Genomic DNA, 25,771 nt, shown 5'->3' with positions numbered 1-25,771 from the left:
GCCGGACCTTATGGCCGGCATTTTTTTTTGCATTGGGAGTATACCTATTTATGTATTTCGGCCAGCCAAGATGATAATATATCCTTAAAACCTAGTCCCATCTGGAGGTATTCCTTTGGAAAACTACGCGGATCTCATTCAAAAACAAAGAAATTTCTTCACCCAGGGTAAAACAAAAGATGTCACATTTCGAATTGGGGCACTCAGAAAGCTTCGTTCAATCATAAAGCAGCATGAGCAGGAATTAATGGATGCTTTAAAAGCCGATCTCAATAAAAGTGAGTTTGACGCATACTTGACGGAAATCGGAATCCTGCTCGAGGAAATCCGCTTTACCATGAAACATTTAAAAAAGTGGTCAAAGCCAAGGAAGGCAAAGCCCACCATTGCCCAGATCGGTTCGAAAAGCTATATCTATCCGGAGCCATATGGAGTTGCGCTTATCATAGCGCCCTGGAATTATCCTTTCCAGCTGGCCATTGCACCGCTAATAGGCGCTATTGCGGCAGGGAATTGCGCAATCCTGAAGCCATCGGAATTAACACCGCAAACTTCGGCATTGCTGTCAAAAATGATCAGCAGCCATTTTCCTGAAGAGTATATTTCAGTAGTTGAAGGAGACGCAGAAACAAGCACAGCGCTTCTAAATGAAAAGGTCGACTATATTTTCTTCACAGGAAGTGTCCCTGTTGGAAAAATCATTATGGAAGCCGCTTCGAAAAATCTTACACCTGTTACGCTGGAACTGGGCGGGAAGAGTCCGTGCATCGTACATGAAGATGCTAATCTGAAGCTTGCCGCGAAGAGAATTGCCTGGGGAAAATACATTAATGCCGGCCAAACGTGTGTGGCTCCTGATTATCTTTATGTTCACAGCAGAGTAAAAGAAGAATTTCTTAAAGAACTAAAGCAGGCCATACAGGAGCTTTATGGAGAAAATCCGATTGCATCCGGCCAATTTACGCGAATCGTCAGTGAAAAACACTTCAGCCGACTCGCTAAATTTTTAACCAATGCCACTGCTATTCACGGAGGCAGGCATGACTTAAGCGCTCTAAGTATCGAACCGACTGTTCTCGGCAATATTACCTGGAATGATGAGGTAATGCAGGATGAAATATTCGGGCCGATTCTCCCCGTGCTTGAATATGACGACTTGTCCAAAATAATTGGAGAAGTTACTGCACGCCCAAAACCTTTGGCCCTATATATCTTTACAGAAAGTGTGTGTGTCCAAAACCAGATTCTCAGCAGTATTTCCTTTGGAGGCGGATGCATTAATGATACTGTTTATCATTTGAGCTCACCATATCTTCCTTTCGGAGGGGTAGGGGAGAGCGGGATTGGCGCTTATCACGGAAAGGGCAGCTTTGATGTGTTTTCACATGAAAAAAGCATTCTGAAGCAAACCACCAGATTCGATTTGCCATTCCGATATCCGACCACAAAAGATGCATTAAAAAAGGTGAAATTTTTTATAAAATAACCGTCATATTTGCAGAGGGGTTCTAAGCATTGTTTTTCGGAGGCTTGAGATCCTTATTTAAATTCTGTATGGCGGCTTCGGTTTTTTTTGAAAGGTTTTTGGTGTATGGGGAAACCGAGAAGGTGGGGAAGTTTATATTTTTGACTTTCTTGGTCAGTTTTTTCAATGAAATCAGCCCTTTTTTACTATAGTATATGTCCCCGCTCCACGAACATGAATATGGCGCGGAAGAAATTTACTTCCACGCCATATAGTATGCTCAAGTTTTCGTTTTGGTATAAACGCTTATTAATCTTTTATTCTCTTTTAATATTCTTTCGGTGTGAGGGCTGACTTCAAAGCCCGGCAGGCTTATCCGGGATTTTTTCTTCAGGGTTTTCATGGTGCTGCTGGAATTTATCTGCGGTAAATTCTTTTTCTTATCCGCTGGTTCCTTCATGGTCTTCGTCCTCCTGTTCGGCAGGGAGCATTAGATCGTATATTGATATAAGTGAAGTGAATAGCAAATAGTCGAATTCGGTTACAAATTGGCCGGAGGTCACTTTAATGACATAATCTTCTTCGAAAATGGAAAAAGGAATTAGCGCCAGTTTTTCTTCCGCATCATAATAAACTTCCCTGCGGTTTAGCCGGCTATGAATCAGGGCTTTATCGATGTAGTGCTCAAGGAGATAGTCTTTCTCTTCCTGTGTTGAATACCTGCATAACGATGCCTTCATATCGATTTTTTCCGCAAAGTCAGCCAAAAGCTTTTCGATTCCTGCAAGATAAGCTTCTTCATTTCCATAATAAATGTCAATCGGTTCATTTTTCAATAAATATTGAAACGATTTCAGCTTATTCATATGTGAATTTAACAGGTCGCTGTTTTCTTCGAGTAAATCTCTTGTGTCAGTTGCCAGTTCATTATTTCCGACTCTTTTCAAATAAGATCCAAGAAAAACAAAAGCATCAACAAGGGCAAATATAATCGCGACAATCAGGTAATTCTGCCAGTGATCAAAAATGGAATCCGGCTCATTTGTCCAATAGATTACCGCACCAAGCACATAAAGGATATACCATGTTTTACGAATGACGGACATTTTTTCTTTCACTTTCTTTTCCCAAAGCCAGACAGAAATAACATAAAACCCAAGACAAGCGACTATGATCCACACAGCAATCTTAAAGAATATCAGCACAAAAAATCGCCTCGTCTGCCATAAAATGAATTTCTGTTAGAACATTTGCATAATTTTGATTCCATTATACCAGAAATTATTCCATAAATTTGAAAATGATTGCGGAGGAAGTAAAAATATGAAGAAATACCTAACCATAACGGCAGCAGTTCTTGTAGTTCTGACAATCATCAATCACTTCAATTTAAAGCAGGTGATTGAATTGTGTGAAGATTCAAATAAGCATGCGCATGTAGACAGAGATCTATTTGCCGTTAATTGGAGTGTAAGCTGTAAAGAGTAGTTATTAGTACAGTTTTTCACTTTTTATAAAAAATGATATAAATGCCATCCTCAACTTGTCCACTCCTTGTTGCGACCAGCCGCATATACAATATAAGCCATAGAAAACAAGCTTTTTTATGTTGGAAAGCTTCGGATTCTGTTGGCTAAAAACAACAAGTAGGAGTGTAGAATATGAAGAAAAACCATTCGTATGGCTGTGGAAGCAGCGACAAATGTCCTCCAATGCCGAAGTGTGACACGGCTAAATCGCATACTCATTTTTGTGATGTAGGGACTCCGGAAAATACAGGCGGAGTAGAACAGACAGTAATTCTTGGGGATGTACCAATTCAGACATTAACTGAAGCGGATATCTATCTTCCTTCATATGCAACAGAAGTTAAACAAATCCGAAAGAACGTTTATCTGACACAATGCAAGGCTGTGCCTGTTATTCCTGAAGGCTTCCCTGACACAGCACCAACATCCGTAAAGCTTTATGTAGAAGGGTATATTCACAAAAACATTCAATATGTTGATGATTGTGAAGGCTATGTGAAAGATTACAGTGTCAACGTTCCATTTAAGTGCTACTCACTGGTGAACACCCTTCCTGAAATTGATTGGGAATTCAGCAATAAGAACAGCAATTCCAACGAAATCAGAGAGCTTGCAAAAAATGGCATGGGTGCAGACAGATGCAGCTTTGGCTCCTTGACATTTGAGTTCTTGAATGAGCCAATCAAGTGTAAACTTCTAAATGCTTCCGTTACTCAAATGGATATTCTGAGCGATTTTGATAAATGGGGCAGATTTGACAAGATTACTGAAAAAGCAGAAGTTAATTTGCTTGTAAGATTAACTCAGCGTCAATTGGCAAACGGCTTAGACGACTAATAAGAAATGAGAGGGTATCTTCATGTGATACCCTCTTTATATTTGTATGATTTGCTCCTGAAAGAAATCCAGAGACAGCAAGGCTTTCCCCATGATTTCCAGCCCGGAATGATCTTCTGCATCCCCATGCCAGAGAACACGAATACTCTTCAATTTACAGGTGATTTCCTCTGTGAATTCCTGGAAATATTCATAATGATGATCCAGTCTGTTTTCGTGAATATACATAAACTCCTTTTTATTAGATGAAGCTGGCATCTGGGGAGGGGAAATCCACTCCAGCTCTATGGTTTTATCTATAGAAACGGGCATCCTTATGTTTTGCAGATTACTATGAGTTACAAAAAGGATGTCTGCCATAAGGGTTCCTTTGATAAAAATTGTTTTAGAAGGCAAAATGGCAGAGCATTGCAAGGAGTCCACTGACCATTCCATTTTTGAAATGTGACCATTCCTAATAGGGAACGGCATGAAATCGAATAGTGTAAAGTCCAGTTCCGCTTTTCCTATTAAGACAGGAAGCTTGACTTGAAGCTCATTCCGGAAACATTCGCAGCAGCATGGTGAAGGTTCTTCTTCATTCAGAAGACTGCTGCTTGAGGAGGATTCCTCCAGCATATCAAAAAGGTCATCACTTAACTCTGCTGAAGCTTCACTTTCGTCCGAGACAGGATTCACTCTCTCTTCAGTTTCGCTGATGGACTCTTCTTCCTCGTGTTCCGATACTTCGCTTAAAATAACACCCTGCAGCATTGCTGAGAAGTAATCAAGCAGTGAAGAAACTTCCTTATATGTGGCTTCTTCAGACTGGGCTGCCGATTCAGATTCTTTACAATCACTTTCCATAAATAATTCTTCCTTCAAAAAATCAGGACAGCTATTACTTTGATCAGAAGATTCATCCAGCAGGGCCAGGAATTTTTCCTGAAGCGGGGGAGTGTCTTCACACTCCTTATCCAGAATGCTGCAGGCTTTTTTCAGCATTAGTGAGAATTCGCCTTCATAGCTGGATGACTCTTCGTCTTGATTAGCTTGCCAATTTTCTTCAAAGTCACATTCATTCGGTTCCTTCAAAATAGGATACTCTCTTTCAGATGAAGATTCTTCGCACTCCAAATGATTACCAGTGTCATGGTCAGAAGATTCACTCTTGTCATAGCCAGATTCTAAAATCAGTGCAAATGCTTCATCCTGTTTGGGCTCCAAATAGTCAGATTCATTTTCGGTGGAGAAAGACAAGTCAAGCATATCGGCAAATTCATCTTCCAATGACATAGCAGACTCAGATTGTTTATTAGCTGCTTTAGGTATGCTGTTATTCAATTCTGTTTCTTCACTTGTTTCGTTCATCACGCCTCCATCCAGCATGCTAAGAAATTCCTGTGTCAGATCAGTTTCTTCCGGATCCTTAACAGAAGCATTGTATTTTTGCATTTCTGCTTTTTCCTCAAATACTCTGGTTTCAGGATTGCCTGCTGGGCCGGGGAATTTTTCTGCTGGCATTAATTCGTTCAGGTTTGCTTCTGCATCCGGCCTAGATAAACCTTTTTCATCTGACCCGCCAGGCAAATGGCTCTTCGTGAATACAGGCTGGTTTGAGTATTTACTGGGTAAAGAAGGGGACCAGCTCAGCATTGGTGAAAAGGGCGTCAGCATGTCATTCAGCTGCTTCGGAAGTCTAAATTTTTTAGGCTTTGTCATTTCAGTTTTATCTTTAGGAGGTACACTTTCCTTCTCCGTATTATCCTTTTCAGCTGCTTTTTCAGACAGTTCACTGGTTTTGATAATTTGGCTCGATTCTACAGAAGGAGGCGGTAAAATAAGCGGAAACGACTTTGTTTTTCCGCGGGTAAAAGAGTTCCCAGCTGCCTTTTGATCTTTTTTAGGTTCCTCTTCATTTACAGCTTCAGCTGGTTTTTGGCTTTTTGAATCGTTTCCTGTATAAAATAAAAACTGCTGCTGTTCCATTGGATTTCCAGTATCTGCATCGATCCGATAAATCCGGTTATAGGCACTTCTCATATCACTCATATACATAGGAAGGTGCTGCAATTGCAGAGCATCCCCACCGGTCCCCTCCTTACGTCAAATAGTAAAAGCTCATCAATCAATGGAAAAGAGTCTGCTGAGATCTATTCACAATCGAAGCAGTCATCGTGATCATTGGTGGTTGAAGAAACACGGATTTGCTGTTTTTGCAGTACTTTAATGACCAAATCTACAACCATTTTTTCCTCTACCTTTGTAAATACTCCTTCTCCGATCGGCGAGCGGTTTGGCAGAGGACGGCGGTCAATCGCTTCATCCCATTCAATTATTCTGCTTGAAACCAGTTCACAGAATGGCAATTCATTATAATGCTGCACACTTTTCTGATGAAATTGGGAAAGATCACTCGATTGTAACTCATCCTTCTCGGGGTATCCCCTCGGTACAGGCTTTGATACGAGGAAATCAAATTCCTGGCGGTGATTCATTTCGGGCATTACCGGACAGGTAAGAAATTCTTTAATTTCGGTCACACATTGGAACGGAACATCAACTGTATAGGAATGAATATCAGATGCTACGGTTTTGTCTGTATGCATTTCGATGTCAGGACAGGGGCTGGCATACTGAATATTTTTGCGGACAAAGCCTTTAATAAATAGCTGATCAGCAGGCAATAAAAGGCGGCATTGTGTTAACTTTACTGTTTTCTTAATATCCTTAATTTCAAGTACAGGTTCCGGAAAAGTAATTAGGGCATTTACATTCACTTTTAGACATAGCTCAGCCAGAACGACAGGGACCTTTGCCGTAATTTTTCCAATATTCACATGAGGATGATGAGTGGTGCTTTCACAATCACAGTTCTGAGCAGAAATCTGGCATTCCGCTTTATCTCGATCTTTATGTTCTTCAGACATTTGGGCTCCTCCTGAAATCATGATAATCACATCCTATGCATGATAATCGTCTATGTTTGGGCGCTTACCTATGTAAAACCAGATAACTGCCAAAACGAAAAATGGGTATAGGGAAGTTTGATAGGTGAATGTCATTTTAAGGGCTTTTGAATATGATGCTAGTAAACAAACATAAAAAAGCAATACCTGTCCCCGAAAAGGAACAGGTATTGCCAGTCGCTGTATTAAAGTGCTGTTACTCTGACTTGCTGGTTTTGAAGAACTTTCACAGTAAACTGCAAGAACATTTTTTCAGAGATCGTTTCGAATGTTCCTTCCTGCCAGTTTGCACTGTTGTGGAATGGCTTGCGGTCAAGAGCTTCATCCCATTCTGTAATCCTGCTTGAGATCAACTCGCAATATGGCATTTGATTGTAAAACTGGCTGCTGTCCTGATGGAACTGGGAAAGATCGCTGGAAAGGAAGTGATCTTTTTCAGGATAGCCATGTCCAAGGTCCTGCTGTCTGAAGAAATCAAATTCTGCACGTGCATTCTGGAAAGGAAGCTGAGGAGTTCTATCAAAATCATCTTCTGCAATTTCGACGACACATTCAAAAGGCACATCAGTTGTCAGTGACCGCATCTCCGAGTTCACACAAACCCCTGAATTGTAGCAAGGTGAAGCATATTGAATGTTTTTTCGTACATATCCTTTGATGAATAAATGATAGGAACCTTCCACAAAAGGATTCGTTCCTGCTGCAACACCTGGAAGAAGAAGCTTGCACTGGACGATTTGAACTCTCTTTTTAATATCTTTTATTTCCAGGACTGGCTCCGGAAACTTGATTTTTGCTGCAAGGTTTGTCCTAATATTCAAAACAGCAAGTTCAACAGGTACTCTAATGATGGCTTCACCTGCGTCTGCAATAGGAGTGGATCCAGGAGAATAAGCACACTCTCCCACATTAGCAGACACATTAATATCTACGCATTTGTTATCTTTTTTCAATGTTGTTCCTCCTTTATAAATTTACTTCAAGATATACTATGCAAATCCTTATTTGAATGCATTGGACAAACATGGAAATTTAAAGGGTTGATGCAATGGCGGATAAAATGTGAAAGGGTACGGGCACAATTGGACTTCTATCACGCATAAGATTCAAAAGGAGGAGTGAGGAGAAATGGATAGACATAATTTTCTTGCTGTAGATATCGGAAACAGCTGGTATAAGGCATTAGCTTCTGAAAATGGTATTCATTCGGAATATCAAATTCCAAATGCTATTGCTCTTTTTGATGAAGAATTTTACGAAAAGACATACGATGATGATGATATAGTGTTTGAAGAAAATTTAATTGTGGAGGTAAAGAGCCAGGCTGTTGTAGATCGAAGGGAAATATTCTATATCGGCAAAGGAGCGGCTAAACAGCGGGACGTAAGCCTGACTGCATTCAATAACCAGAAAGTTGATGAAGACAGAACCTATTTGCTGCTATTTGGCCTTGCAGGCTATCATGCTGCTCTTCAGCATCCCGAAGAAACAGAAATCACCTATTCTATTGATCAATTAGCTGTATCTCTTCCAACAACACAGTATAAAGAGAGAAAAACCCGCCTTAAAGACAAATTGGCTGGAACACACACAATCATTTTTCATAAAGTTCCCGGAATATCTGAACCAAAGGAGTTAACTGTTAAAGTCAGCATCAATGATGTAATTGTCGGTGCTGAAGGTGCGTGTGCCTATTTGGGGTTAACCAGAGATCAGGAAACCTTGAACATTAAGGATGAAGAGCTTGTTAAAGAATCACAAAAAGGAATCATCATTGGCGACCTTGGAGGAGACTCAGTCGATTTTGTGGGAATAAAAAATAATAAGCCTGTCGCATCTGTAGAGGGGGAGCCTTTCGGGATCAACCAATTTCTGGACCACATCATTCAAAGGGTGAGTAAAAAGGAAATGTACCGATTTGACTCCCGTGCCGAACTGGAGGAAAAATTGGCGGAAGGGCCTTCAGGATGGTATGTCGAGCCTTTTGCAGGGGTCAGAAAGGATATAAGCAAATACATTTTGCCGCAGTTAAAGTCGATGGCAATCAAATACCTGGAGCATTTTGATCGTGTAAGGAGCAGCTCATCAGAGATTAAAGGGGCTGTCCGGTATATTGCTGTAGGAGGAGCAGCCAAACTCGCCCAAAAGCAAATTCAGGAAGCTGCCGCGAAATGGTCGGATAGAGGAAGGCCAATTGAATTAACGTTTCCTGAAAACATGGAAAAATTAAATGTTCTTGGCCTTATGATTCTGGCAAAAATGAATCAGCTTAAAAGGGAAAAAGAAAGTAATCATTCCATTTCAAACAGAGGTTAAGGATGATGGAAAAGTTGAGAACTTATACCGACTATGCGAATAAAACAGCCTTAACAATCCCGGATCATTTCATTGATGTCAAAACCGGCAATTCAGTAAAAGTATCACAGAAGATTCAGGAACAAGTCGACTATCATTCAAATAATAATACACTGATCCATTTAGTTCTGTCAGCTTTGAACAGCTATCTACATCCAAAAAATATGAACAGTGATATTATACTTTCAGAAATTCATGAAATTAAGAAAATGATGCAGTCAGGCTACGCTGCAGGCCAGACGCCAGCATATAAAGAGACAGTTTTTCACGGCTCAAAACAAGATGAGGTTGATTTAAAAGAAGTAGAGGATGTGCTGGAGGCATTTGGAGGATAATATACTAAAATACCAAAAAAGGTGCACCATGCCACAAGGGTGTACCTTTTTTGGTTGCCTGCTTAAATTAGGATGAGCCATGAAACTTTTATAAGCGGACGGCAGGAAGACAGGTTACAGCACAAAAACAGGAAAGATCCACATTTATGCAAATGCCTGTAGGAATGAGATCCTCTACGTTTTCACAGTCGATTTGGCTGCAAGGGGAACAGAAATCTTTTGTATGCGATTTAAATGGATCTTTAGAGGATTTACATTGCTTGAACGTCAACAGTTCCAATACAGCGCATTTGCCATCAAATTCTTTTATTCTAAAAATGAATGATGTAATACAAGCAAATTTCTTTTCCTTAGAATGATGAGTGAATGTAGTAACACCTGTGGCTTTAAATGGTTCACAGCTCCCGCAATATAAAAGGAAAGGAATTGTATTCTTTTTTGGTTTCTTATGTCCTCCCATAAGGTCATCAATGGATTCCCGGCAGGAACTCCTGCAGTCATCATCCATACCCGCTTTTTTTTGCGCTCTGAAAATGGCTTCCAAAACCTCATCAACACAGTTTTCATAGAAATTTTTCCGGTGTTTCCCCTCGTCCCATTCCGGTTTTATATGACAATCACAGTCATAATCATGCTCATGGCAAAAATCATGCCTTTCAAAGTCTTTATTTTTTTTCCCGCACAAACCCATGATTTTTCACTCCCTGAAAAATTAGTTCCACCATTAGCATACGGCTTCACCTAAGTTTTTGAATGAGAATGTCGCCTATAAAAAGACAATTTTTTGTGATTCCTGTTATGGGAAACAATATTGACTGGTCATGTGTACAAACCATTTCTGCTGTTAAACGTATACTATTACAAGCAAGTACTTGCTGTGTTAAATTGATTCATAATGAACTGGGAAACTCCAAACTTTGAAATATAAGACATCAATAATAAAGGAGTGAGGACCATGAAGCTTTATTTAGACCCTGGACACGGAGGTACGGACCCAGGAGCACAGGGAAACGGAATAAGAGAGAAAGATATTGCGCTTGATATCGCAAAAAAAATAAAAAATATCTTATTGGCCGGCTATCAGAATATAGAAGTTAGAATGAGCCGTGAAAATGATATGACTAAGAGTTTGAGCCAAAGGACATCTGAAGCTAATAGCTGGGGGGCTGATTTTTACCTCTCCATACACTGTAATGCCGCGAATGGTGCAGCGAGGGGCTATGAAGATTTTATTCATAACAGCCTTGGCAGCACTTCCCAAACTGCCGGTTATCAGAATATTATCCATGCTGAAGTCACTAAACTGAATGAGCTCATCGATAGAGGCAAGAAGAAAGCTGACTTTCATGTACTGCGTGAATCAGCCATGCCAGCCCTTTTAACAGAAAATGGGTTTATTGATAATTCTGCAGATGCCGCTTTAATGAAAGATCCGCTGTGGAGACAAAGGGTGGCACAGGGACATGTTAATGGAATTGCAAAAGCCTTTAGCCTTAAAGCGAAACCGGCAGTCCCGCCGCAGCCGCCAAAGCCAGTCGATCCCAGTAATCTATACAGAGTGATTGCCGGTTCATTTACAAATAGAAAAAATGCCGAGGAAAGGTCTGCCGTTCTAAAAAATAAAAGCATTGAATCGGTTATAGCCACTGCTGAAATTTCAGGCACGGTCTGGTACAGGGTACAGGCCGGTGCTTTCAGTACGAAGGAAAATGCAGAAAAACAACTGGAAACAGTAAAAAAAGCGGGAATAACAGATGCCTATATACTGTCAGACGCTCCGCCGGCAGTGCCTTCTGAACCCAAAGGCTATTCCATTCTGGGAGTAACGCATTTGTCACCAGAGCATATGAATCAATATGCAAAACAGGTAAACCCGAATGCTGCCAATTTAGGTTCATTCTATTCGGCTATTGGGGAATATTATGGTATCAGAGGGGATATAGCTTTTGCACAGGCCATGCATGAAACCAACTTTCTCCGATTCACTGGTGATGTTAAACCTGGCCAGAATAATTTTGCAGGAATCGGCGCAACAGGGAATGGTGCGGCAGGAGCAAGCTTTTCCACACAGGAAGAAGGCGTTTTGGCACATATTCAGCATTTATATGCCTATGCTTCTACACAGCCCTTGCCTCCTAAATATCCACTGGCGGATCCGCGTTTCAGCCTTGTGAAAAGAGGTTCGGCAAAGCTATGGCAGGAACTGAATGGCAAATGGGCTGTGCCTGGAACCAATTATGCGGAATCTATCCTGAACATCTACAAAAACATGGTCAGATTTTCTGAACAGAAATTAGAAGCCGTTTTGAAGGATGTAGAAGGCAGCTAATCAAAAAAAGCGGACATGAGGGTGTCCGCTTTTTTAACTATCTGTCAGATCACATACATGAACACACAAAGAAAGTGTGCCATGCTTCCCATCATAATGAAAATATGAAAAATCTCATGAAAACCCATATGATTGAACTCAAGGAATTTTGGTTTAACAGCATAAATCACTCCGCCGACCGTGTAAAGGATGCCTCCCAGCAAAAGAAGCAGAACGCCTGCTGAGCTTAATGATTCAGAAAGAGGTGAGAAAGCGAAAACGATAATCCATCCCATGGCAATGTATAACGCTGTTGAAAGCCAGCGCGGACAGTTGAACCAGATCATTTTAAATAGAATGCCTGACAAAGCAACAGCTGTGACAATTCCAAATAGAACCCAGCCGGTCACACCATTTAAGGTTATGAGGCAAAAAGGTGTATACGAACCTGCAATCAATACATAAATCATAGAATGATCAAGCTTTCTCAAAAAGGCAATGACTTTATCTTTAGCAATGACCATATGATAGGTAGCAGATGCTGAATAAAGGAGCATCAAACTTATTCCAAAAATAGCAACAGCTGTAATGGCAATTGGTGAAGATGTTGTCAGTGAGGCTTTGATTACCATGGCAAGCAAGCCTGCAAAGGATAAAATGGCCCCTGCTAAATGGGTTAGTCCGTTGATGGGCTCCCGGATGTACGAATTCATAAAATCTCCTCCTAATGTTCTTTTATGTAGTTATCGTAACTACTTATTATAATATATATAAAACATCATCTAGTCAATCTTTACATTCTGCGTTTTTTTAAGTAGAATTTATATAATGACAAATGAGGGGTTTGAGGGATTGTTATGGAATTGGAAAAACTCATTGCGGATAACCAAATTCAATTGGAAGATATACCGCAGATAGATTTATACATGGATCAGGTAATCCAGCTATTCGAAAATACTTTTGGCAGCACGACCAGAAATGAAGAAGAAAAAGTGCTTACTAAGACAATGATAAATAACTATGCAAAAGGGAAATTGTTTTTTCCTGTTAAAAATAAAAAATATTCAAAGGAGCACCTTATATTAATAGCTTTTATTTATCAGCTAAAAGGGGCTTTATCCATAAACGACATTAAAAGCCTGCTAAATGACGTCAACACGAGGACAGCTGAAGGTAAGATGGATCTGGACCATTTTTATCGGCTTTATCTCGATTTGGCCAAACGGAATGCCGATACATTTATGTATGATCTGGAAAATCAGGCAGGCAGGGCAGCAGATCTAAATGAAGGGCAGCCAGCCCAGCTCGAAAAAGTCCTGCTGGCATCTTCACTGGTTCACATGAGCAATTTGTACCGTAAAGCAGCTGAGCGAATTGTTGATGAGGTAAAGGAGGCAGCGGATGGTAAATAGAAAAGCGGGAAAATTCTTAAATAAAAAAGAAAAACGAAAAACAGGACTGCTGCGTGAAATCAAATACGAGATCCTCGATTCAATTGTTATAGAATCTCTTATTCGGATTATACTTTGGATACCGCGGTTTATTTTCAGGTTCTGTAAAAATGTGTTTTAATCATGAGCTTGTTGGAATGGACATGGATAGGGGAAATCCACTCCGCAGAGTTCGAGCACGGTGTAAATTTGGATAAAGAAAGACTGAAACCGACCTGGAACCACTTCGGACACAAAAAGCGAAAATCCAGGGTCCTGAGTCCGAACCTGGAGCAACTTCGGACACAAAAAGCGAAAAACAGGGAGTATGAGTCCGAACTATGTGCAACTTCGGACACAATAAGCGAAAATCCCGGGTATTGAGTCCGAACCACCCTCCCACAAGACAAAAACCAATGTAATCCCCACCAACAGCATATCCCCGCTTTAGAAAACAGCGGGAACCAAACAAACAAAGACCCGGGCCGCCAAAGCCCGGGTTCATGTTTATAGAAATACGAAATAGATAACCCCCGCCAGTACAATCCTGTAAATAGCAAATGGAATCAGTTTAATCTTGCCGATAATTTTCAAGAAGAAGCGGATTGAAACTAAGGCAAAAATAAATGCACTGATGAATCCTGCAATAAAGAACGGAAGCGCCTCGACTGAAAAGTATTCAAGATTCTTGATTAATGAAAGAAAACTCGCACCTGCCATGATCGGCACAGCCATGATAAAAGTAAAATCAGCTGCAGCCCGGTGTGAAAGGCCTAGCAGCACGCCGCCGGAAATAGTGGAACCCGAACGAGAGAAACCGGGCCAAAGGGAGAAACACTGAATCAATCCAATAGTTAAAGCCTGTTTATAGGTGATTTGATCAACAGAAACTGTTTTCGGGTTTTTGCCTCCAAAGATATCAGCAAAAATCATCAGAAATGCACCAATAACTAAACCAATCAGTACCGTCTCAGTTGAAAACAGGTGTTCATCAATATAATCCTCGAACAAAACGCCAAGAATCCCTGCTGGAATTAACCCGACAATGACTTGAGATAGTTTCAGGCGGCTTTGTGTTTCTTCAGAGCTTTTACCTCGTCCCCCGAGACCGAGCATTTCAATGAACCGGTCTCTAAAAATGATCACAACCGCTAAAATGGAACCGAGCTGAATAACGACTTTAAAGGTATTGGCTTCATATTTGGATAAAAACTCTTTTGTATTAAGCCACATATCATCCACAATAATCATATGTCCTGTCGATGACACTGGGGCAAACTCTGTCATTCCTTCAACAAACCCCAATATAATTGCTTTTAAAATCATAATAAAATCCATAACTGTTACATTCTCCTTTTAATCTGATGCAAGCAACTCCATTTAATGATTATAAACCATATAAGATAGATAGGGACACTTTTTTACAAAGTAATATAGTTGTAAACTGTCTATTAATTCAGCGGAAAATGTCCTAAAAGTGAATTGCAGCACTGGTCAATACCAGGCAGAAATCCCCAATCAAAGTCTTTGAAATCTAATAGGACTTAATAAAAAATAGTTCGATCACTAATTCACAAACTCTTCACAGAATTCCAAAGTCTTGTGAGAAAAATCACCAATTTCAGAGCTAATTTACCATATGATAAAAGCAGATAAACCAATCGATTATAAGGAGGAATTCAAAATGAAAAAAGGAGTAAAATATCTGCTTACTTCCGCAATAGGCATAGGCTTGCTAACGGGATGCAGCCAGGGGGCAGCACCGGAAAAATCCCTTCAGCCCGAAGAAAAGGTTTTGGCAGCAGAAACAAACCAGCCTGAAGCAATCGCTCCCCACAAAGATTTAAATCAGGAACCTATTCCATTGAAGATTGAAAGAGTCGGGGCGAATGAAGTCAATGTCGAAATGACATCCCAAATCACAGATATTGAAATCGACAAAGGAAAATTCTATAAAGCATGGACATTTAACGGGGAAGCACCGGGACCGGCAGTAGTCGTCAATGAAGGGGACACAATCAATTTCACTTTAAAAAACATGGATCCCGCTATACCGCACAGCATGGACTTCCACGCTGTACACGCAGCTCCGTCAAAAGACTTCTCGAACGTTCAGCCTGATGAGACGGGAACATTCAGTTACCCTGCAAATAAACCGGGGGTGTTTATGTATCACTGCGGAACTTCACCTGTATTATCACATATCGCAAACGGAATGCACGGAACGATCATTGTAAAGCCTAAAGACGGCTATCCGACTGATAAAGAAATTGATAGAGAATATACAATTATTCAAAACGAATGGTATAAATACAACGACCTTGATGATTTTACAAATGGTGTTCCGAGTCATGTGGTTTTCTCAACAAAAGCGTTAAAAGAGGGAGATCCTAATACAAATGGGGATACGTTCACGCTTAAGGACAATCCGCTTCTGGCTAAAGTAGGAGATAAAGTGAGGATCTATGTAAACAATGTGGGACCAAATGAAGTAAGCTCCTTCCATGTAGTTGGTACGGTGTTTGACGACGTATACATTGACGGCAATCCTTATAACCATTACAAAGGTCTCCAGACGGTCATGCTCCCGGCGAGCGGCGGAGCTGTAGTAGAATTTACCGTTACGAAGGAAGGCAGCTACCCAATAGTGACGCATCAATTTAACCACGCACAAAAAGGAGCCGTCGCCATTCTAAAGGTAACTGAGACCGGTGAAGACGACGGTAAGGCTACAATGAGCCATTAAAAATAAATAAAAACTCAACTTAAACTAAATTATACAAGAGAAAAATCAAAAATGGAATCCCTTTTTCGGCTGTCTTCTAAAAGATAGCCGGAACGCATATTTCCGGGCAGGTGATCGCTGAGTGTATAAAAAAATCGGATGGTTTCTGCTATTTTTCAGTATGATCCTGGCCGGAAAAGCTTCCGCTCAGGAACTCACTGCAGCATCATCAGAAGAGCTGAGAGAAGCATTGTCGGATCCGAATGCATCAGTCATTAAATTACAATCTGGAATATATGAAGGCAATTTTTTAATAGAGAGAAAAGTCCATATTATCGGGGATAAAGGAACAAGAATTATAGGATTTGAAAAAGGCCATGTGCTGACAATTGCAGCGGACGATGTCATCATTGAAAATCTGAAAGTGGAGGGCAGCGGATCACAGAATGCCGGAATATATGTGACAGGAGACCGTTCCTATCTTCACCATATTGCGCTGAGGAATGTTTTTCACGGCGTATATGCAAGGAATTCCTACGGGCACAGGTTTGAAGATAATCTCATTACAAGCTTCCAGAGTAAGGGCCAACACAAGGGCTTTGGCATCTATTTGGCTGAAGCCCCAAATACTGCAGTTAAAAATAACTATTTTTATCGCACGCAGGACGGTGTTTATGTGTCCTATTCCATGCAGCCGGTTTCAGCCAGTCTGCCTACAACCGCTCGATTGCCATGCTGATCAATCTATCTCTTTGGATGTTTCCGATCATCTGCATGATTCTTGGCGGGAATTCGATTATTGCCGATAAAGAAAATGGGAGATTATCCTTATACAGTACCTACCAGGCTTCTTCAGGGTATTATCTGATCAGTAAATTTCTGGCTTTAGTCCTTTCACTATTCTTTGTAATGGGCATTTCATATGGGATATTCAGCTTGATTTTCTCTTTAGCGGGAAGCTCTTTTGCAGCACATATTTATCAGGTTCTTCTGCTGGTGAATATGCTTTTAATCCTGGTATTCTCAGCGGCGTCCTTACTGATTGGAGCTTTTTCCAAAACAAGGATACAGGGACTGTCAGCAGCCATTATATTCTGGTTAAAATTTTATGGAACGCTTGATCAGGTTTACAAAGAATACAAATGTTCCTCATTGGAAGAAGTATTCCTTTCTATACACAAAATGGAACAACAAACGGACTGAAACAAAGAGCGATTCCATTTAGGAACCGCTTTTTTGTCCGCTGTTTTCATAAAAAGAATATTGTTCAACATCTTTTGCCCATAGCTTCGCATTTTTTCCAATAAGCAGCAATCCATAGATCGCCTTTTTGCTCTGCAAGCTTTTATCTGACCCATGTTAACTTACCAGCTGTCCTTCAAGTTATTTAATCATGCTTATTATGAGCAAAGGGAGTTACTTTATTGAAAACATATAAAAAGAGCACATTGAAAAAGCTTTATATTTTCGATATGATTTCGTTTACTTTATAATAATCAAATAGCAGACAAAATTGCCCAGCACCGTTTTTTAGGATGCTAAGCGGGTAAAAACAATTAAAAATGGATTAAAATTGGAGGAACTCAGCTTTGTTCATTGCTATTTTGTTTTTTATGTTCATGTCCTTTTTCCTGTCGGGAAGTGAAACTGCCTTAACTGCTGTTAACAAAATGAAATTAAAATCGAGAGCAGACAATAATGATAAGAAATCACAAAGAATTTTGGATATGGTTTCGAAGCCTGATGAGATGATTACATCCATATTGATTGGCAATAATATTGCAAATATCATGCTGCCTACATTGGTTACCATAATCGCGCTTGAATATGATTTCAATGTAGGGGTGGCAACGGGAATTCTGACTGTAGCATTAATTTTATTTGCGGAAGTTCTGCCAAAGTCCATAGCAGCAAGCTTTGCCGACAAAATTGCTTATCTTGTATTTCCGGTCATTCGAATTCTTATGCTGATTTTAAAGCCGGTCACTTTTCTAATATCCAGATTCACGAGGGTAATTATTAAATTCCTTTCTAAAAATGATGTGGACTCAGTATCTGTATCTAAGGAAGAACTCATTACCATGGTTGATATAGCTACAAGCGAAGGAACCTTCCATGAAGAAGAAACACAGCGAATTAAAGGGATCATTGATTTTTATAATTTAGATGTCAGCGATGCGCTTAAAACGCCGCGAATGGAAATTGAAGGCATTCCATATGAAGCAACGATAGAAGAAGCAAAGAATATAGTGTTGGATAATCCTTTTACAAGGTATCCGGTGTATAAAGATAATATGGATAACATTGTCGGGGTTTTCCATGCTAAGGTATTGCTCTCCTGGTCCAATCAGCCTGAGAAGTCCCTAAAGGATTTTACTGATTTAGAGCCTTTATTTGTCTATGAATTTCATAGCATTGACAAGGTATTCAAAATGATGATGAAAGAAAGGAAGCACCTTGCCATTGTTCTTGATGAATATGGCGGGACGAAAGGCATCATCACACATGAGGATATTCTTGAAGCGATGCTGGGCCAGGAATTTGAAGATGAAACGGATGAAAACACTGAAGTGCTGATTGATGAATTAACGGAAAACCATATTATTGTTCACGGCAAACTGGCAATCCGCAGAATCAATGAAGTCTTTAAAACAAAAATTCCCGAAGATGAAGACATCCTCGCAGGATTCTTACTAAGAGAGCTGGGTCATTTTCCTGAAGAAGGGGAAACATTTGAATACCATCATCTGCATTTTGAAATAAAATCAATTGAAGACAACAGGATTAAGCAGGTCGAAATTAAGAAAAAAACACCTTGATGTATATGGGCATTATTTCCTGACGGGAATAATGCTTTTTTACTATCCATAAAGAAATCAGGATAAAACCAGGAGGGGAATGGGAACAATAGGTACAGGAAAATAAAAAAATAATTTTATTTTTCTGAAAATATAGGTCCTTTTTAGTATATAATATAATAAAAAACAAAATCGGGGTGATCTCATCATGGAAAATAAACCATTTCATTATGATGGAAGCGTACAAATGAACTATGAAAAAGACGGAGAAGCAAGCTCAAGCATTCCTTTTGAACTAACAGATGAAATGAGAAAAAATATCGGAACCAATCCATATTCACCTGAAGTACAAGAATAATTAAGGACCCGATCAGGGGTCTTTTTTTTTGGGGATTATCATTCATTTATTTTGGGTAATAAAAAATAGCGTGAGCAAATCATTTGAAATTCTTTTTTATTTTGAATATGATTATCTCGGATTAAGAATAAAAATGATCATACTGCAGGATGAATACATATTTTACTTCTGATTCAAACTAAGTTGACAACTCAAAATGGAAAGGTGATAAAATCATGGCTCAGGTTTTATACATTACAGCACACCCTCATGATGATAAGGTGTCATACAGCATGGCAGCAGGAAAGGCATTTATTGATTCCTACAAGGAAGCTAACCCAAATGACGAAATCGTTCATATTGATTTATACAAGGAAAATGTCCCGGCAATTGATGTGGATGTTTTCAGCGGATGGGGCAAGCTTCAGTCAGGCAAAGGTTTTGAGGAACTGTCTGAAGATGAAAAGACAAAAGTAGGCCGCTTATCCGAACTAAGCGAACAATTCGTTGCAGCCGACAAATATGTGTTTGTTACACCGCTTTGGAACTTTTCGTTCCCTCCAGTAATGAAAGCGTATCTTGATTCAGTGGCTGTAGCCGGCAAGGCATTTAAGTATACGGCTGAAGGCCCAATCGGGTTATTGACTGACAAAAAAGCGATTCACATCCAGGCTCGTGGAGGCATCTATTCTGAAGGGCCTGCAGCTGAGATGGAAATGGGTCACCGTTATTTAACAGTATTAATGCAATTCTTCGGCGTCCCTTCATTCGAGGGTCTGTTCGTGGAAGGGCACAACGCAATGCCTGATAAAGCTGAAGAAATCAAAGCTGATGCCATTGCACGTGCAAAAGACAAAGCAAAAACTTTCTAAACAAAAGCAGCGGATTTCCGCTGCTTTTTCTTTTTGACTAGGCATATATAAGGAGAGCTCTTGTCCCGGAAGAATAGTATAATACAGGAAGTTAATAAGCTGGGAACGAAAGGGGGAAGGTTTGTGAAAATCTCGGAATTCAGCCCCAGGCATTTAAATGAGGAAGATGTTTCCAAGCTGCTTTATGATGGGATTGAGGATAATCTGCAAAAAGGAGATTTAATATTTGTGCCTGGAAGCAGCAGAGCTGCAGAATATCGATTGCCTGAAGCTGTCAGGCTTTATCAGGAAGGAAGGGCAAAAAAGCTGCTTTTATCAGGTGGTGTAAAATGGCCGGGCAATGAAATGACTGAAGCAGAAATGTTAATGAAAAAAGCCATTTTGTACAGAATTCACCCCAATGACCTCTTCATTGAAAATAAATCTCTTCATACAAAAGAAAATGTGCTTGCCTCTATGCTGGTTATGGACCGGATGTGCGGGCTGGAGAACATCTCCAATATCATTGTTGTGACGGCTCCATTTCATATGAGGAGGCTGCACTTAACATTATTGACGTATATGCCAAATTGGATAAACTACTCTCTAGTATGTTCTGATGATGGTGCAACCGGGAAAGAGCAATGGAAGCAGCATCCTTATGGGAGAAAAAGAGCGTTTGATGAAGCCGGGAAAATAATTGATTACGTGAAAAAAGGCATTCTGATGGATCAGGAAATTTAATGTCAAGAAAAATCCCCGCCAGTATCCAATTGGCAGGGATTCTTTTAAAATGTATTATAAACATTCTCGCATTCTTCCGCTGTAGGCTCGTAAAAGCAATGCAGCTTAAATCTTCCGGCTAAGGGCTGATTGTACCATGTGGGCGGACATTCGCCAGGCGGCCGGAAATACCATAGTGCAAATTTGGATGGCCAGATCCGCTCACCACTTACAGCCCTTCGCGCGAGTCTTCTTTCCACTTCCCTTGCCCTCTGATAAAAATAGCCTTTTTGGACAGCTTCAAAAGCATGTGGCTGGTAAATCATTTGCGGTATGGTGCGAATACCAACGAAATCAGAACAATTTGCCCTGATACGGTTAATCCCCACATTTCCCACCATTAACATGCCCTGCTGGCCTTCGCCTTCAGCTTCTGCCCGAAGAAGGCGGGCAAGCAAATCTATATCTTGTTCTCGTGCCTTCACCACTGCCATTCTGTCTCACCCCAATTCCTCTAATTTTATATAGGCTGATATAGGGTATGCACATAAGAGTGGAATGTGCTTTTTACAAGGAAAAAGCTCCGGCAGAAGCTGGAGCTTTTAGTTGGCATAAAAATTTTCCGTATAATAAGGCTGTGATTTTGAATTAAAAGCGACACCGACACCTAAAAACTCATAATCCGCACGCAGAATATTTTTGCGGTGGCCGAGTGAATTCATTAACCCTTCGTGAGCAAAGATACTGCTGAATTGACCGGAAGCAAGGTTTTCCCCGGCTAACATAAATGAAACTTCATCCGCCTGCATTCTGTCAAAAGGGGAGAGGCCCTGCAGGTTGGTATGGTCAAAATAATTGTTCTCTGCCATATCGCTGCTGTGCTTACGGGCCGTTTCCTTAACAGTATCATCCCATTCCAGAACGGGCAGTCCATGATTTACTCTCTCAGCATTGGTAATATCAAAAAGCTGCAATTCAAACCCTTCCTTTAAAGCACTGCTGGCATTTGCATAAAAGGATTCTTTTTGCTCTTCAAGGGATTTACTGATTATTTGAATGGATGTGACCGTATTGTCACGATGCTTATCATAAAAAATGGTTACGTAATTCCCGTCAAGCTCGTATAAGTCATAATCACGATTCTCTTCAAGCTGAAAGATGACAAAGTCTTTTCTCATTTTGTCCAGAGGTTCTCCTAGCTGCTGTGCTACGGATGACTTTGGCGTTCCATAGGCAATCTCTTTTGTTGAAGAGATCAGATCCTGATTTGTATAGATGCCCGCTGCTTTTTCCTGCTTGTCATAAGCGACCATTACGAAATTTTGATAATGATCATGATATGCATGCCAATCTGTTCCATATTCATTCGCGGAGATGCGATTCGAGGGACCGAGATTCCTTTCGATTTCAGCCTTATCATCGCCTATTTCTATGTTATGAATAGAAAAGGTTTGCTCCTCAGGGGCTTTCAAAACAGGTTTCTCGGCTTTATCCTCAGGAGAAAGGTTTTTTTCCCCGGTATATTGCCCGATTATCAGGAGAAATTGATCTGCCCAGTTTTGGGCCTCTTCCATCACGCCGGTAAGTATCTCCTGCAGGTCCTTATTGTCTTTAAAAAGCTGAATATCCGTTTTTATATTATCCATTACAGTTCCTGACTTAGAATCATCTGCTGATTTCTCATCCGGCTGTGAAAAGGCGAAACCGAGAAATAACAGGATAAATATAAATAAAAACTTCCTCAAATAATCTCCTCCCATGCACCTTTCAACCCAATATCAAAGGTATGCCCATTCATTATAAGATTTAAAAATCCGGAAATGCAAAACATTGCGGCCTTCCTTTTTTTTCTACCCTGTTTGCCTGTCTCTTTAACCGTGATTCGATATTTTCTGTTTTTAAAAGAAAAGTTTGGGTAACATAATTATAAAAATGTACAGATGAGCTGCAAAGGGGGAAGCATAATGAAACTAACACCGGAACAAAGAATTGAGCTGCATGGATTTAATAATCTGACGAAATCACTCAGCTTTAATATGTATGATATTTGTTATACGAGGACAAGGGAAGAGCGTGAAGCCTATATTGATTATATTGATGAGGAATACAGTGCGGAGCGGCTCACAAAAATACTAACGAATGTTTCCGATATTATTGGTGCTCATGTCCTGAATGTGGCACAGCAGGATTATGTGCCTCAGGGTGCAAGTGTAACGGTCCTTGTATCTGAAGGGCCAGTAGTGGAAGTGCCGGCTGAATCTTATGATGAATCTCCCGGTCCGCTGCCGGATAACGTAGTCATGCAGCTGGATAAAAGTCATATTACCGTTCATACCTATCCTGAATATCATCCTGACGAAGGAATCAGCACATTCAGGGCTGATATAGATGTATCCACCTGCGGAGAAATTTCCCCGCTAAAAGCCCTCAATTACCTGATCCATTCCTTTGATACCGACATCATGACCATTGATTACAGAGTCAGGGGATTTACACGGGACAAGGACGGGAAAAAACTCTATATCGACCATGATATCAGTTCGATCCAGAACTATATTCCTGAAGAAGCAAAAGAGGATTTTGATATGATCGACGTAAATATTTACCAGGCACACACCTTTCATACCAAATGTAAAATAAGGGACTTTGATTTGGATAATTATTTATTTGGTTACACGAAGGACAAGCTTGATCCCAAAGAGGCCGAAGAGATTACTGAGCGGCTTACAACAGAGATGGACGAGATATTTTACGGAAAAAATATTAAACCCGGTTCTATATCAGAGTGAACGTAAAGGCTCCCAATCAGGGAGTCTTTTGTGATAATCCTCCGAAATCAGGAAATGATAAAGAATAACGATAATTAGGGGGATTCGGGATGGAAGAAAACAAGTTTCATTTGACATCAGGTGAAATGGCAGTTTTTATTAAATGCATCGATCAAACAGTCGAATTGTTTGAAAAAGCAACGGATATAGCCTTGGAAAAGGGTACTTTTCTGAGAAGGCCGTTCTTAGATCTTCCGGCGGAAACAGATAAACCTGGCCAGAAGGCAAAGCTAGAACCAGGGGAATGCATCTCTCCTGGTTCTTTTCATAGGTCAAAATATACATGTCCTATTTCCAGAACTTCCACCATTTTTTCCCGGGTTCCTGTGCGGCAGCAGCGCTTCGGAAGGAGACAATCATATCCTGAAATACATCTTCCCGCTGCTTTACTTCATGCCAATATTGCTCCCGCTCTTTATTAATGGTTTCGATATAAATTTCCCTGTCCGTATTTAATGTTTCAATCAGCGAGCTGATTTCGGTGCTGGTCACCTCTGCAGAAGAGGAGATGTAATGGATCATGGTTTTGAACTCTTCAGAAGACGCTTCCGAGGATTCAGTCAGTTTGTTAGTCAACTGATGAATTTGATCGGAAGTACGTTTCGAACTCTTCGCAACCCTTTTCGAAAGAGTTCCGAACGCTTCGGAAGTGTCTTCTGATGTCTGCTCAATCCTCGCTGTCAGTGATTCAAGTTCCGCTTTCGTTTTTTCGCCTGATTTGTAGATAGAATCCGACAGGCTTTTAACGGTATGCAAAGATCCTTTGCTAATCTCTTTTTTCACTTCTTCTAATACTTCCTTTCGAATGCCGCTGCGAATCTCATTTCTGACATCTGAAAGTAAACTGTCTCTGAAATTTTCCATCAAAGCCATGATCTGTTCAGCATCCATGACTGGCTCATGTTCTTTATGTAATGCTGTTTCCGGTTCGATTGCCGCCAAAGCAGTTTCATTTGCAGTTGAACCCGTTTCAGAAGCATAGTCCATATGTTTTTGCATTAATTCCCGGATCATTTCCTTGCTCAAGTTTTTGTCGCGCATTTGCTTCACTTTATCAAGCAATGCAATTTCATGGTCTGTATAAAAACGGGCTCCCTGTTTGGACCTGGGAATCAGCAAAAGTCCGTTCAAATCCTTTTCCCATTGCCTTAAGGTCCCGGGAGGCACATTCAGCATTTTGGAAACCTCTTTAATTGTATAAGCTTTCATATATTGCGTATCCATTTTAACTCAGCCCTTTCCAAAATAGATTATGAATCATTCGGAAGCGGGTTCCGAATGATTTCTAATTAACCTATTCAGCATGATATCCGTCTTTTTCCTGCCGCATGACAAAAGCTATCAAAACAAGACGATATTCATCAGAAAAAAGCAAAAACCCGCCATTTTGACAAAAATCTTAAAAAATTTGCCAACCATCAGCCGATTTGTCATATCCAGGCGGGTGTGGCACAATGGTAGGGAAGTTTAGCAAACTGGAATATTATGAAAACAGCGAAATGAAAAGGGAGCATGATCAATTGGGTAATAGAATTATCGCAATGTCTATAGCAGCCGGGGTTGGATTGTCTCTGACTGCAGGAAGCATAAAGATGGGGAGCAATGAACACTCAAAGGAAAAGGAAATTCACTATACAGCTGTTCCGCATGCGGAGGCAAAGCATGAACCGCCAGTGAAGCAGGAAGTACAGAAGCAATCGGTGCTTCTGGATGTGCCATTGTACAACCAAATGGATCATCCGCGTTTATATAATGGATGTGAGATTACCAGTTTGGCAATGATTATAAGCTATGAAGGCATTAAAGTATCAAAAAATGACTTAGCAAAGGAAATTGACCGGGTGCCGCTCAAGTATAGCGGAGGCGAATACGGGAATCCAAATGACGGCTTTGTCGGCAATATGGAGGATGGTCCAGGACTTGGCGTTTATGAGGGGCCGATTTTCGAACTCGCGAAAAAGTATTTTCCTGACCGTGCTGAGAATCTGACTGGCAAGCCGTTTGATGTGCTGCTCGACAAAGTTGCGAAAGGGTCGCCGGTCTGGATAATTACAACGGCAAGCCTGTCACCCGCAGCATCATTTGAAACCTGGAATACACCGGGCGGACCGGTCGATGTGACCTTCCAGATGCATAGTGTGGCGATAACCGGATATGATGAGGAACATATCTATATTAACGATCCGTATGGCACAAAAAATAAAAAGGTGCCTAAACAGCAATTCATAGAAGCCTGGGAGCTAATGGGGTCACAGGCAGTTGTCATTAACTAGCTTAATAGCAAAAGAAGGGGCTGCAAGCT

Annotated in this window: 27 protein-coding genes; 16 read left to right on the top strand and 11 right to left on the bottom strand. The window is 40.6% G+C overall.

The annotated features are described in order from the left end of the window. Positions 1-115: 115 nt before the first annotated feature. Positions 116-1,486 (top strand): aldehyde dehydrogenase, encoded by a 1,371-nt coding sequence (locus BFI01S_RS05810; protein WP_061791764.1) that lies wholly within the window; start codon positions 116-118, stop codon positions 1,484-1,486. A 259-nt stretch (positions 1,487-1,745) separates the two neighbouring features. Here the strand turns inward: BFI01S_RS05810 and BFI01S_RS05805 are convergent, their stop codons facing one another. Both BFI01S_RS05805 and BFI01S_RS05800 read right to left on the bottom strand, forming a co-directional pair. Continuing rightward, positions 1,746-1,925: a type II toxin-antitoxin system SpoIISB family antitoxin gene (locus BFI01S_RS05805; RefSeq protein WP_035329945.1), complete on the bottom strand. Its 180-nt coding sequence runs from the start codon at positions 1,923-1,925 to the stop codon at positions 1,746-1,748. Beyond that, entirely contained in the window at positions 1,906-2,670 is a 765-nt protein-coding gene (locus BFI01S_RS05800; protein ID WP_061791763.1) for a type II toxin-antitoxin system SpoIISA family toxin, read from the bottom strand. Before BFI01S_RS05800 ends, BFI01S_RS05805 begins: the two co-directional genes overlap by 20 nt. A gap of 118 nt (positions 2,671-2,788) precedes the next feature. Here BFI01S_RS05800 and BFI01S_RS22905 point away from each other — a divergent pair, with 118 nt between their 5' ends. Next, positions 2,789-2,953 (top strand): hypothetical protein, encoded by a 165-nt coding sequence (locus BFI01S_RS22905; RefSeq protein ID WP_156478333.1) that lies wholly within the window; start codon positions 2,789-2,791, stop codon positions 2,951-2,953. 173 nt (positions 2,954-3,126) lie between these two features. After that, positions 3,127-3,831, top strand: a complete 705-nt coding sequence (locus BFI01S_RS05795) for a CsxC family protein (RefSeq protein ID WP_061791762.1) — start codon at positions 3,127-3,129, stop codon at positions 3,829-3,831. A 36-nt stretch (positions 3,832-3,867) separates the two neighbouring features. Here the strand turns inward: BFI01S_RS05795 and BFI01S_RS05790 are convergent, their stop codons facing one another. From BFI01S_RS05790 to BFI01S_RS05780, 3 genes are all read right to left on the bottom strand, one after another. Then, positions 3,868-5,883 carry a hypothetical protein gene (locus tag BFI01S_RS05790; protein WP_061791761.1) on the bottom strand — a complete coding sequence of 672 codons (2,016 nt, stop codon included), beginning with the start codon at positions 5,881-5,883 and terminating at the stop codon, positions 3,868-3,870. A gap of 80 nt (positions 5,884-5,963) precedes the next feature. Beyond that, complete coding sequence (locus BFI01S_RS05785) at positions 5,964-6,740, bottom strand: CsxC family protein (protein WP_061791760.1); 777 nt, start codon at positions 6,738-6,740, stop codon at positions 5,964-5,966. Positions 6,741-6,964: 224 nt separating this feature from the next. Beyond that, positions 6,965-7,732 (bottom strand): CsxC family protein, encoded by a 768-nt coding sequence (locus tag BFI01S_RS05780; RefSeq protein ID WP_061791759.1) that lies wholly within the window; start codon positions 7,730-7,732, stop codon positions 6,965-6,967. Between the two features lie 175 nt (positions 7,733-7,907). Between BFI01S_RS05780 and BFI01S_RS05775 the strand changes: the two genes are divergently transcribed. Both BFI01S_RS05775 and BFI01S_RS05770 read left to right on the top strand, forming a co-directional pair. After that, positions 7,908-9,095, top strand: coding sequence for a ParM/StbA family protein (locus tag BFI01S_RS05775; protein ID WP_061791758.1), 1,188 nt, complete (start codon positions 7,908-7,910; stop codon positions 9,093-9,095). 2 nt (positions 9,096-9,097) lie between these two features. Beyond that, the gene (locus BFI01S_RS05770; RefSeq protein ID WP_061791757.1) at positions 9,098-9,469 is read left to right on the top strand and encodes a hypothetical protein; all 372 of its coding nucleotides are present in this window, start codon (positions 9,098-9,100) and stop codon (positions 9,467-9,469) included. Between the two features lie 88 nt (positions 9,470-9,557). On the opposite strand, the gene BFI01S_RS05765 is transcribed toward BFI01S_RS05770, so the two are convergent. Further along, positions 9,558-10,160, bottom strand: a complete 603-nt coding sequence (locus BFI01S_RS05765) for a CotY/CotZ family spore coat protein (protein ID WP_061791756.1) — start codon at positions 10,158-10,160, stop codon at positions 9,558-9,560. Between the two features lie 264 nt (positions 10,161-10,424). Between BFI01S_RS05765 and BFI01S_RS05760 the strand changes: the two genes are divergently transcribed. Next, entirely contained in the window at positions 10,425-11,798 is a 1,374-nt protein-coding gene (locus tag BFI01S_RS05760) for an N-acetylmuramoyl-L-alanine amidase (RefSeq protein ID WP_061791755.1), read from the top strand. 44 nt (positions 11,799-11,842) lie between these two features. Here BFI01S_RS05760 and trhA read toward each other — a convergent pair whose 3' ends face one another. Then, positions 11,843-12,490 carry a PAQR family membrane homeostasis protein TrhA gene (gene trhA, locus BFI01S_RS05755; RefSeq protein ID WP_061791754.1) on the bottom strand — a complete coding sequence of 216 codons (648 nt, stop codon included), beginning with the start codon at positions 12,488-12,490 and terminating at the stop codon, positions 11,843-11,845. Positions 12,491-12,634: 144 nt separating this feature from the next. Here trhA and BFI01S_RS05750 point away from each other — a divergent pair, with 144 nt between their 5' ends. Beyond that, positions 12,635-13,189 (top strand): DUF1836 domain-containing protein, encoded by a 555-nt coding sequence (locus BFI01S_RS05750; RefSeq protein WP_061791753.1) that lies wholly within the window; start codon positions 12,635-12,637, stop codon positions 13,187-13,189. A gap of 525 nt (positions 13,190-13,714) precedes the next feature. On the opposite strand, the gene BFI01S_RS05740 is transcribed toward BFI01S_RS05750, so the two are convergent. Further along, on the bottom strand, positions 13,715-14,545 hold the full coding sequence (locus BFI01S_RS05740; RefSeq protein WP_061791751.1) for an undecaprenyl-diphosphate phosphatase: 831 nt from the start codon (positions 14,543-14,545) through the stop codon (positions 13,715-13,717). 346 nt (positions 14,546-14,891) lie between these two features. On the opposite strand from BFI01S_RS05740, the gene BFI01S_RS05735 reads away from it, so the two are divergent. From BFI01S_RS05735 to BFI01S_RS05710, 7 genes are all read left to right on the top strand, one after another. After that, a complete protein-coding gene (locus tag BFI01S_RS05735; RefSeq protein WP_061791750.1) occupies positions 14,892-15,953 on the top strand; it encodes a multicopper oxidase domain-containing protein in 1,062 nt (353 codons plus the stop codon). A gap of 121 nt (positions 15,954-16,074) precedes the next feature. Beyond that, entirely contained in the window at positions 16,075-16,671 is a 597-nt protein-coding gene (locus BFI01S_RS05730; protein ID WP_235831112.1) for a right-handed parallel beta-helix repeat-containing protein, read from the top strand. Further along, on the top strand, positions 16,665-17,135 hold the full coding sequence (locus tag BFI01S_RS05725; protein ID WP_115596742.1) for an ABC transporter permease subunit: 471 nt from the start codon (positions 16,665-16,667) through the stop codon (positions 17,133-17,135). The genes BFI01S_RS05730 and BFI01S_RS05725 overlap by 7 nt, the downstream gene beginning before the upstream one ends. Before the next feature lie 386 nt (positions 17,136-17,521). Then, positions 17,522-18,751 (top strand): CNNM domain-containing protein, encoded by a 1,230-nt coding sequence (locus tag BFI01S_RS05720; protein WP_061791749.1) that lies wholly within the window; start codon positions 17,522-17,524, stop codon positions 18,749-18,751. A 187-nt stretch (positions 18,752-18,938) separates the two neighbouring features. Then, positions 18,939-19,088: a hypothetical protein gene (locus tag BFI01S_RS23290; RefSeq protein ID WP_169799729.1), complete on the top strand. Its 150-nt coding sequence runs from the start codon at positions 18,939-18,941 to the stop codon at positions 19,086-19,088. Positions 19,089-19,303: 215 nt separating this feature from the next. Beyond that, a complete protein-coding gene (locus BFI01S_RS05715; RefSeq protein WP_061791748.1) occupies positions 19,304-19,939 on the top strand; it encodes an FMN-dependent NADH-azoreductase in 636 nt (211 codons plus the stop codon). Positions 19,940-20,062: 123 nt separating this feature from the next. Next, positions 20,063-20,662: a YdcF family protein gene (locus BFI01S_RS05710; RefSeq protein WP_061791747.1), complete on the top strand. Its 600-nt coding sequence runs from the start codon at positions 20,063-20,065 to the stop codon at positions 20,660-20,662. Positions 20,663-20,706: 44 nt separating this feature from the next. Here the strand turns inward: BFI01S_RS05710 and BFI01S_RS05705 are convergent, their stop codons facing one another. Beyond that, the gene (locus BFI01S_RS05705; RefSeq protein ID WP_061791746.1) at positions 20,707-21,135 is read right to left on the bottom strand and encodes a cell wall hydrolase; all 429 of its coding nucleotides are present in this window, start codon (positions 21,133-21,135) and stop codon (positions 20,707-20,709) included. Between the two features lie 108 nt (positions 21,136-21,243). Beyond that, positions 21,244-22,386 (bottom strand): CAP domain-containing protein, encoded by a 1,143-nt coding sequence (locus tag BFI01S_RS05700; protein WP_280525177.1) that lies wholly within the window; start codon positions 22,384-22,386, stop codon positions 21,244-21,246. Positions 22,387-22,605: 219 nt separating this feature from the next. Here BFI01S_RS05700 and speD point away from each other — a divergent pair, with 219 nt between their 5' ends. Further along, complete coding sequence (gene speD, locus BFI01S_RS05695) at positions 22,606-23,430, top strand: adenosylmethionine decarboxylase (protein ID WP_061791744.1); 825 nt, start codon at positions 22,606-22,608, stop codon at positions 23,428-23,430. A gap of 327 nt (positions 23,431-23,757) precedes the next feature. On the opposite strand, the gene BFI01S_RS05690 is transcribed toward speD, so the two are convergent. Beyond that, positions 23,758-24,678, bottom strand: coding sequence for a MerR family transcriptional regulator (locus tag BFI01S_RS05690; protein ID WP_235831111.1), 921 nt, complete (start codon positions 24,676-24,678; stop codon positions 23,758-23,760). A gap of 311 nt (positions 24,679-24,989) precedes the next feature. Here BFI01S_RS05690 and BFI01S_RS05685 point away from each other — a divergent pair, with 311 nt between their 5' ends. After that, positions 24,990-25,742, top strand: coding sequence for a C39 family peptidase (locus BFI01S_RS05685; RefSeq protein WP_061791776.1), 753 nt, complete (start codon positions 24,990-24,992; stop codon positions 25,740-25,742). Positions 25,743-25,771 lie beyond the last annotated feature (29 nt).

Origin of the sequence: Cytobacillus firmus NBRC 15306 (assembly GCF_001591465.1) — a bacterium.
Classification (GTDB): domain Bacteria; phylum Bacillota; class Bacilli; order Bacillales; family Cytobacillaceae; genus Cytobacillus; species Cytobacillus firmus.
This window is presented reverse-complemented; position numbering and strand designations above follow the sequence as displayed.

Bases quoted from the DNA above. Each gene is read 5' to 3' on its own strand.
- BFI01S_RS05805 (WP_035329945.1), bottom strand. From the start codon at position 1,925: ATGAAGGAACCAGCGGATAAGAAAAAGAATTTACCGCAGATAAATTCC.
- BFI01S_RS22905 (WP_156478333.1), top strand. From the start codon at position 2,789: ATGAAGAAATACCTAACCATAACGGCAGCAGTTCTTGTAGTTCTGACA.
- BFI01S_RS05795 (WP_061791762.1), top strand. From the start codon at position 3,127: ATGAAGAAAAACCATTCGTATGGCTGTGGAAGCAGCGACAAATGTCCT.
- BFI01S_RS05785 (WP_061791760.1), bottom strand. From the start codon at position 6,740: ATGTCTGAAGAACATAAAGATCGAGATAAAGCGGAATGCCAGATTTCT.
- BFI01S_RS05775 (WP_061791758.1), top strand. From the start codon at position 7,908: ATGGATAGACATAATTTTCTTGCTGTAGATATCGGAAACAGCTGGTAT.
- BFI01S_RS05770 (WP_061791757.1), top strand. From the start codon at position 9,098: ATGATGGAAAAGTTGAGAACTTATACCGACTATGCGAATAAAACAGCC.
- BFI01S_RS05765 (WP_061791756.1), bottom strand. From the start codon at position 10,160: ATGGGTTTGTGCGGGAAAAAAAATAAAGACTTTGAAAGGCATGATTTT.
- BFI01S_RS05760 (WP_061791755.1), top strand. From the start codon at position 10,425: ATGAAGCTTTATTTAGACCCTGGACACGGAGGTACGGACCCAGGAGCA.
- trhA (WP_061791754.1), bottom strand. From the start codon at position 12,490: ATGAATTCGTACATCCGGGAGCCCATCAACGGACTAACCCATTTAGCA.
- BFI01S_RS05750 (WP_061791753.1), top strand. From the start codon at position 12,635: ATGGAATTGGAAAAACTCATTGCGGATAACCAAATTCAATTGGAAGAT.
- BFI01S_RS05740 (WP_061791751.1), bottom strand. From the start codon at position 14,545: ATGGATTTTATTATGATTTTAAAAGCAATTATATTGGGGTTTGTTGAA.
- BFI01S_RS05735 (WP_061791750.1), top strand. From the start codon at position 14,892: ATGAAAAAAGGAGTAAAATATCTGCTTACTTCCGCAATAGGCATAGGC.
- BFI01S_RS05725 (WP_115596742.1), top strand. From the start codon at position 16,665: ATGCTGATCAATCTATCTCTTTGGATGTTTCCGATCATCTGCATGATT.
- BFI01S_RS23290 (WP_169799729.1), top strand. From the start codon at position 18,939: ATGGAAAATAAACCATTTCATTATGATGGAAGCGTACAAATGAACTAT.
- BFI01S_RS05715 (WP_061791748.1), top strand. From the start codon at position 19,304: ATGGCTCAGGTTTTATACATTACAGCACACCCTCATGATGATAAGGTG.
- BFI01S_RS05705 (WP_061791746.1), bottom strand. From the start codon at position 21,135: ATGGCAGTGGTGAAGGCACGAGAACAAGATATAGATTTGCTTGCCCGC.
- speD (WP_061791744.1), top strand. From the start codon at position 22,606: ATGAAACTAACACCGGAACAAAGAATTGAGCTGCATGGATTTAATAAT.
- BFI01S_RS05690 (WP_235831111.1), bottom strand. From the start codon at position 24,678: ATGAAAGCTTATACAATTAAAGAGGTTTCCAAAATGCTGAATGTGCCT.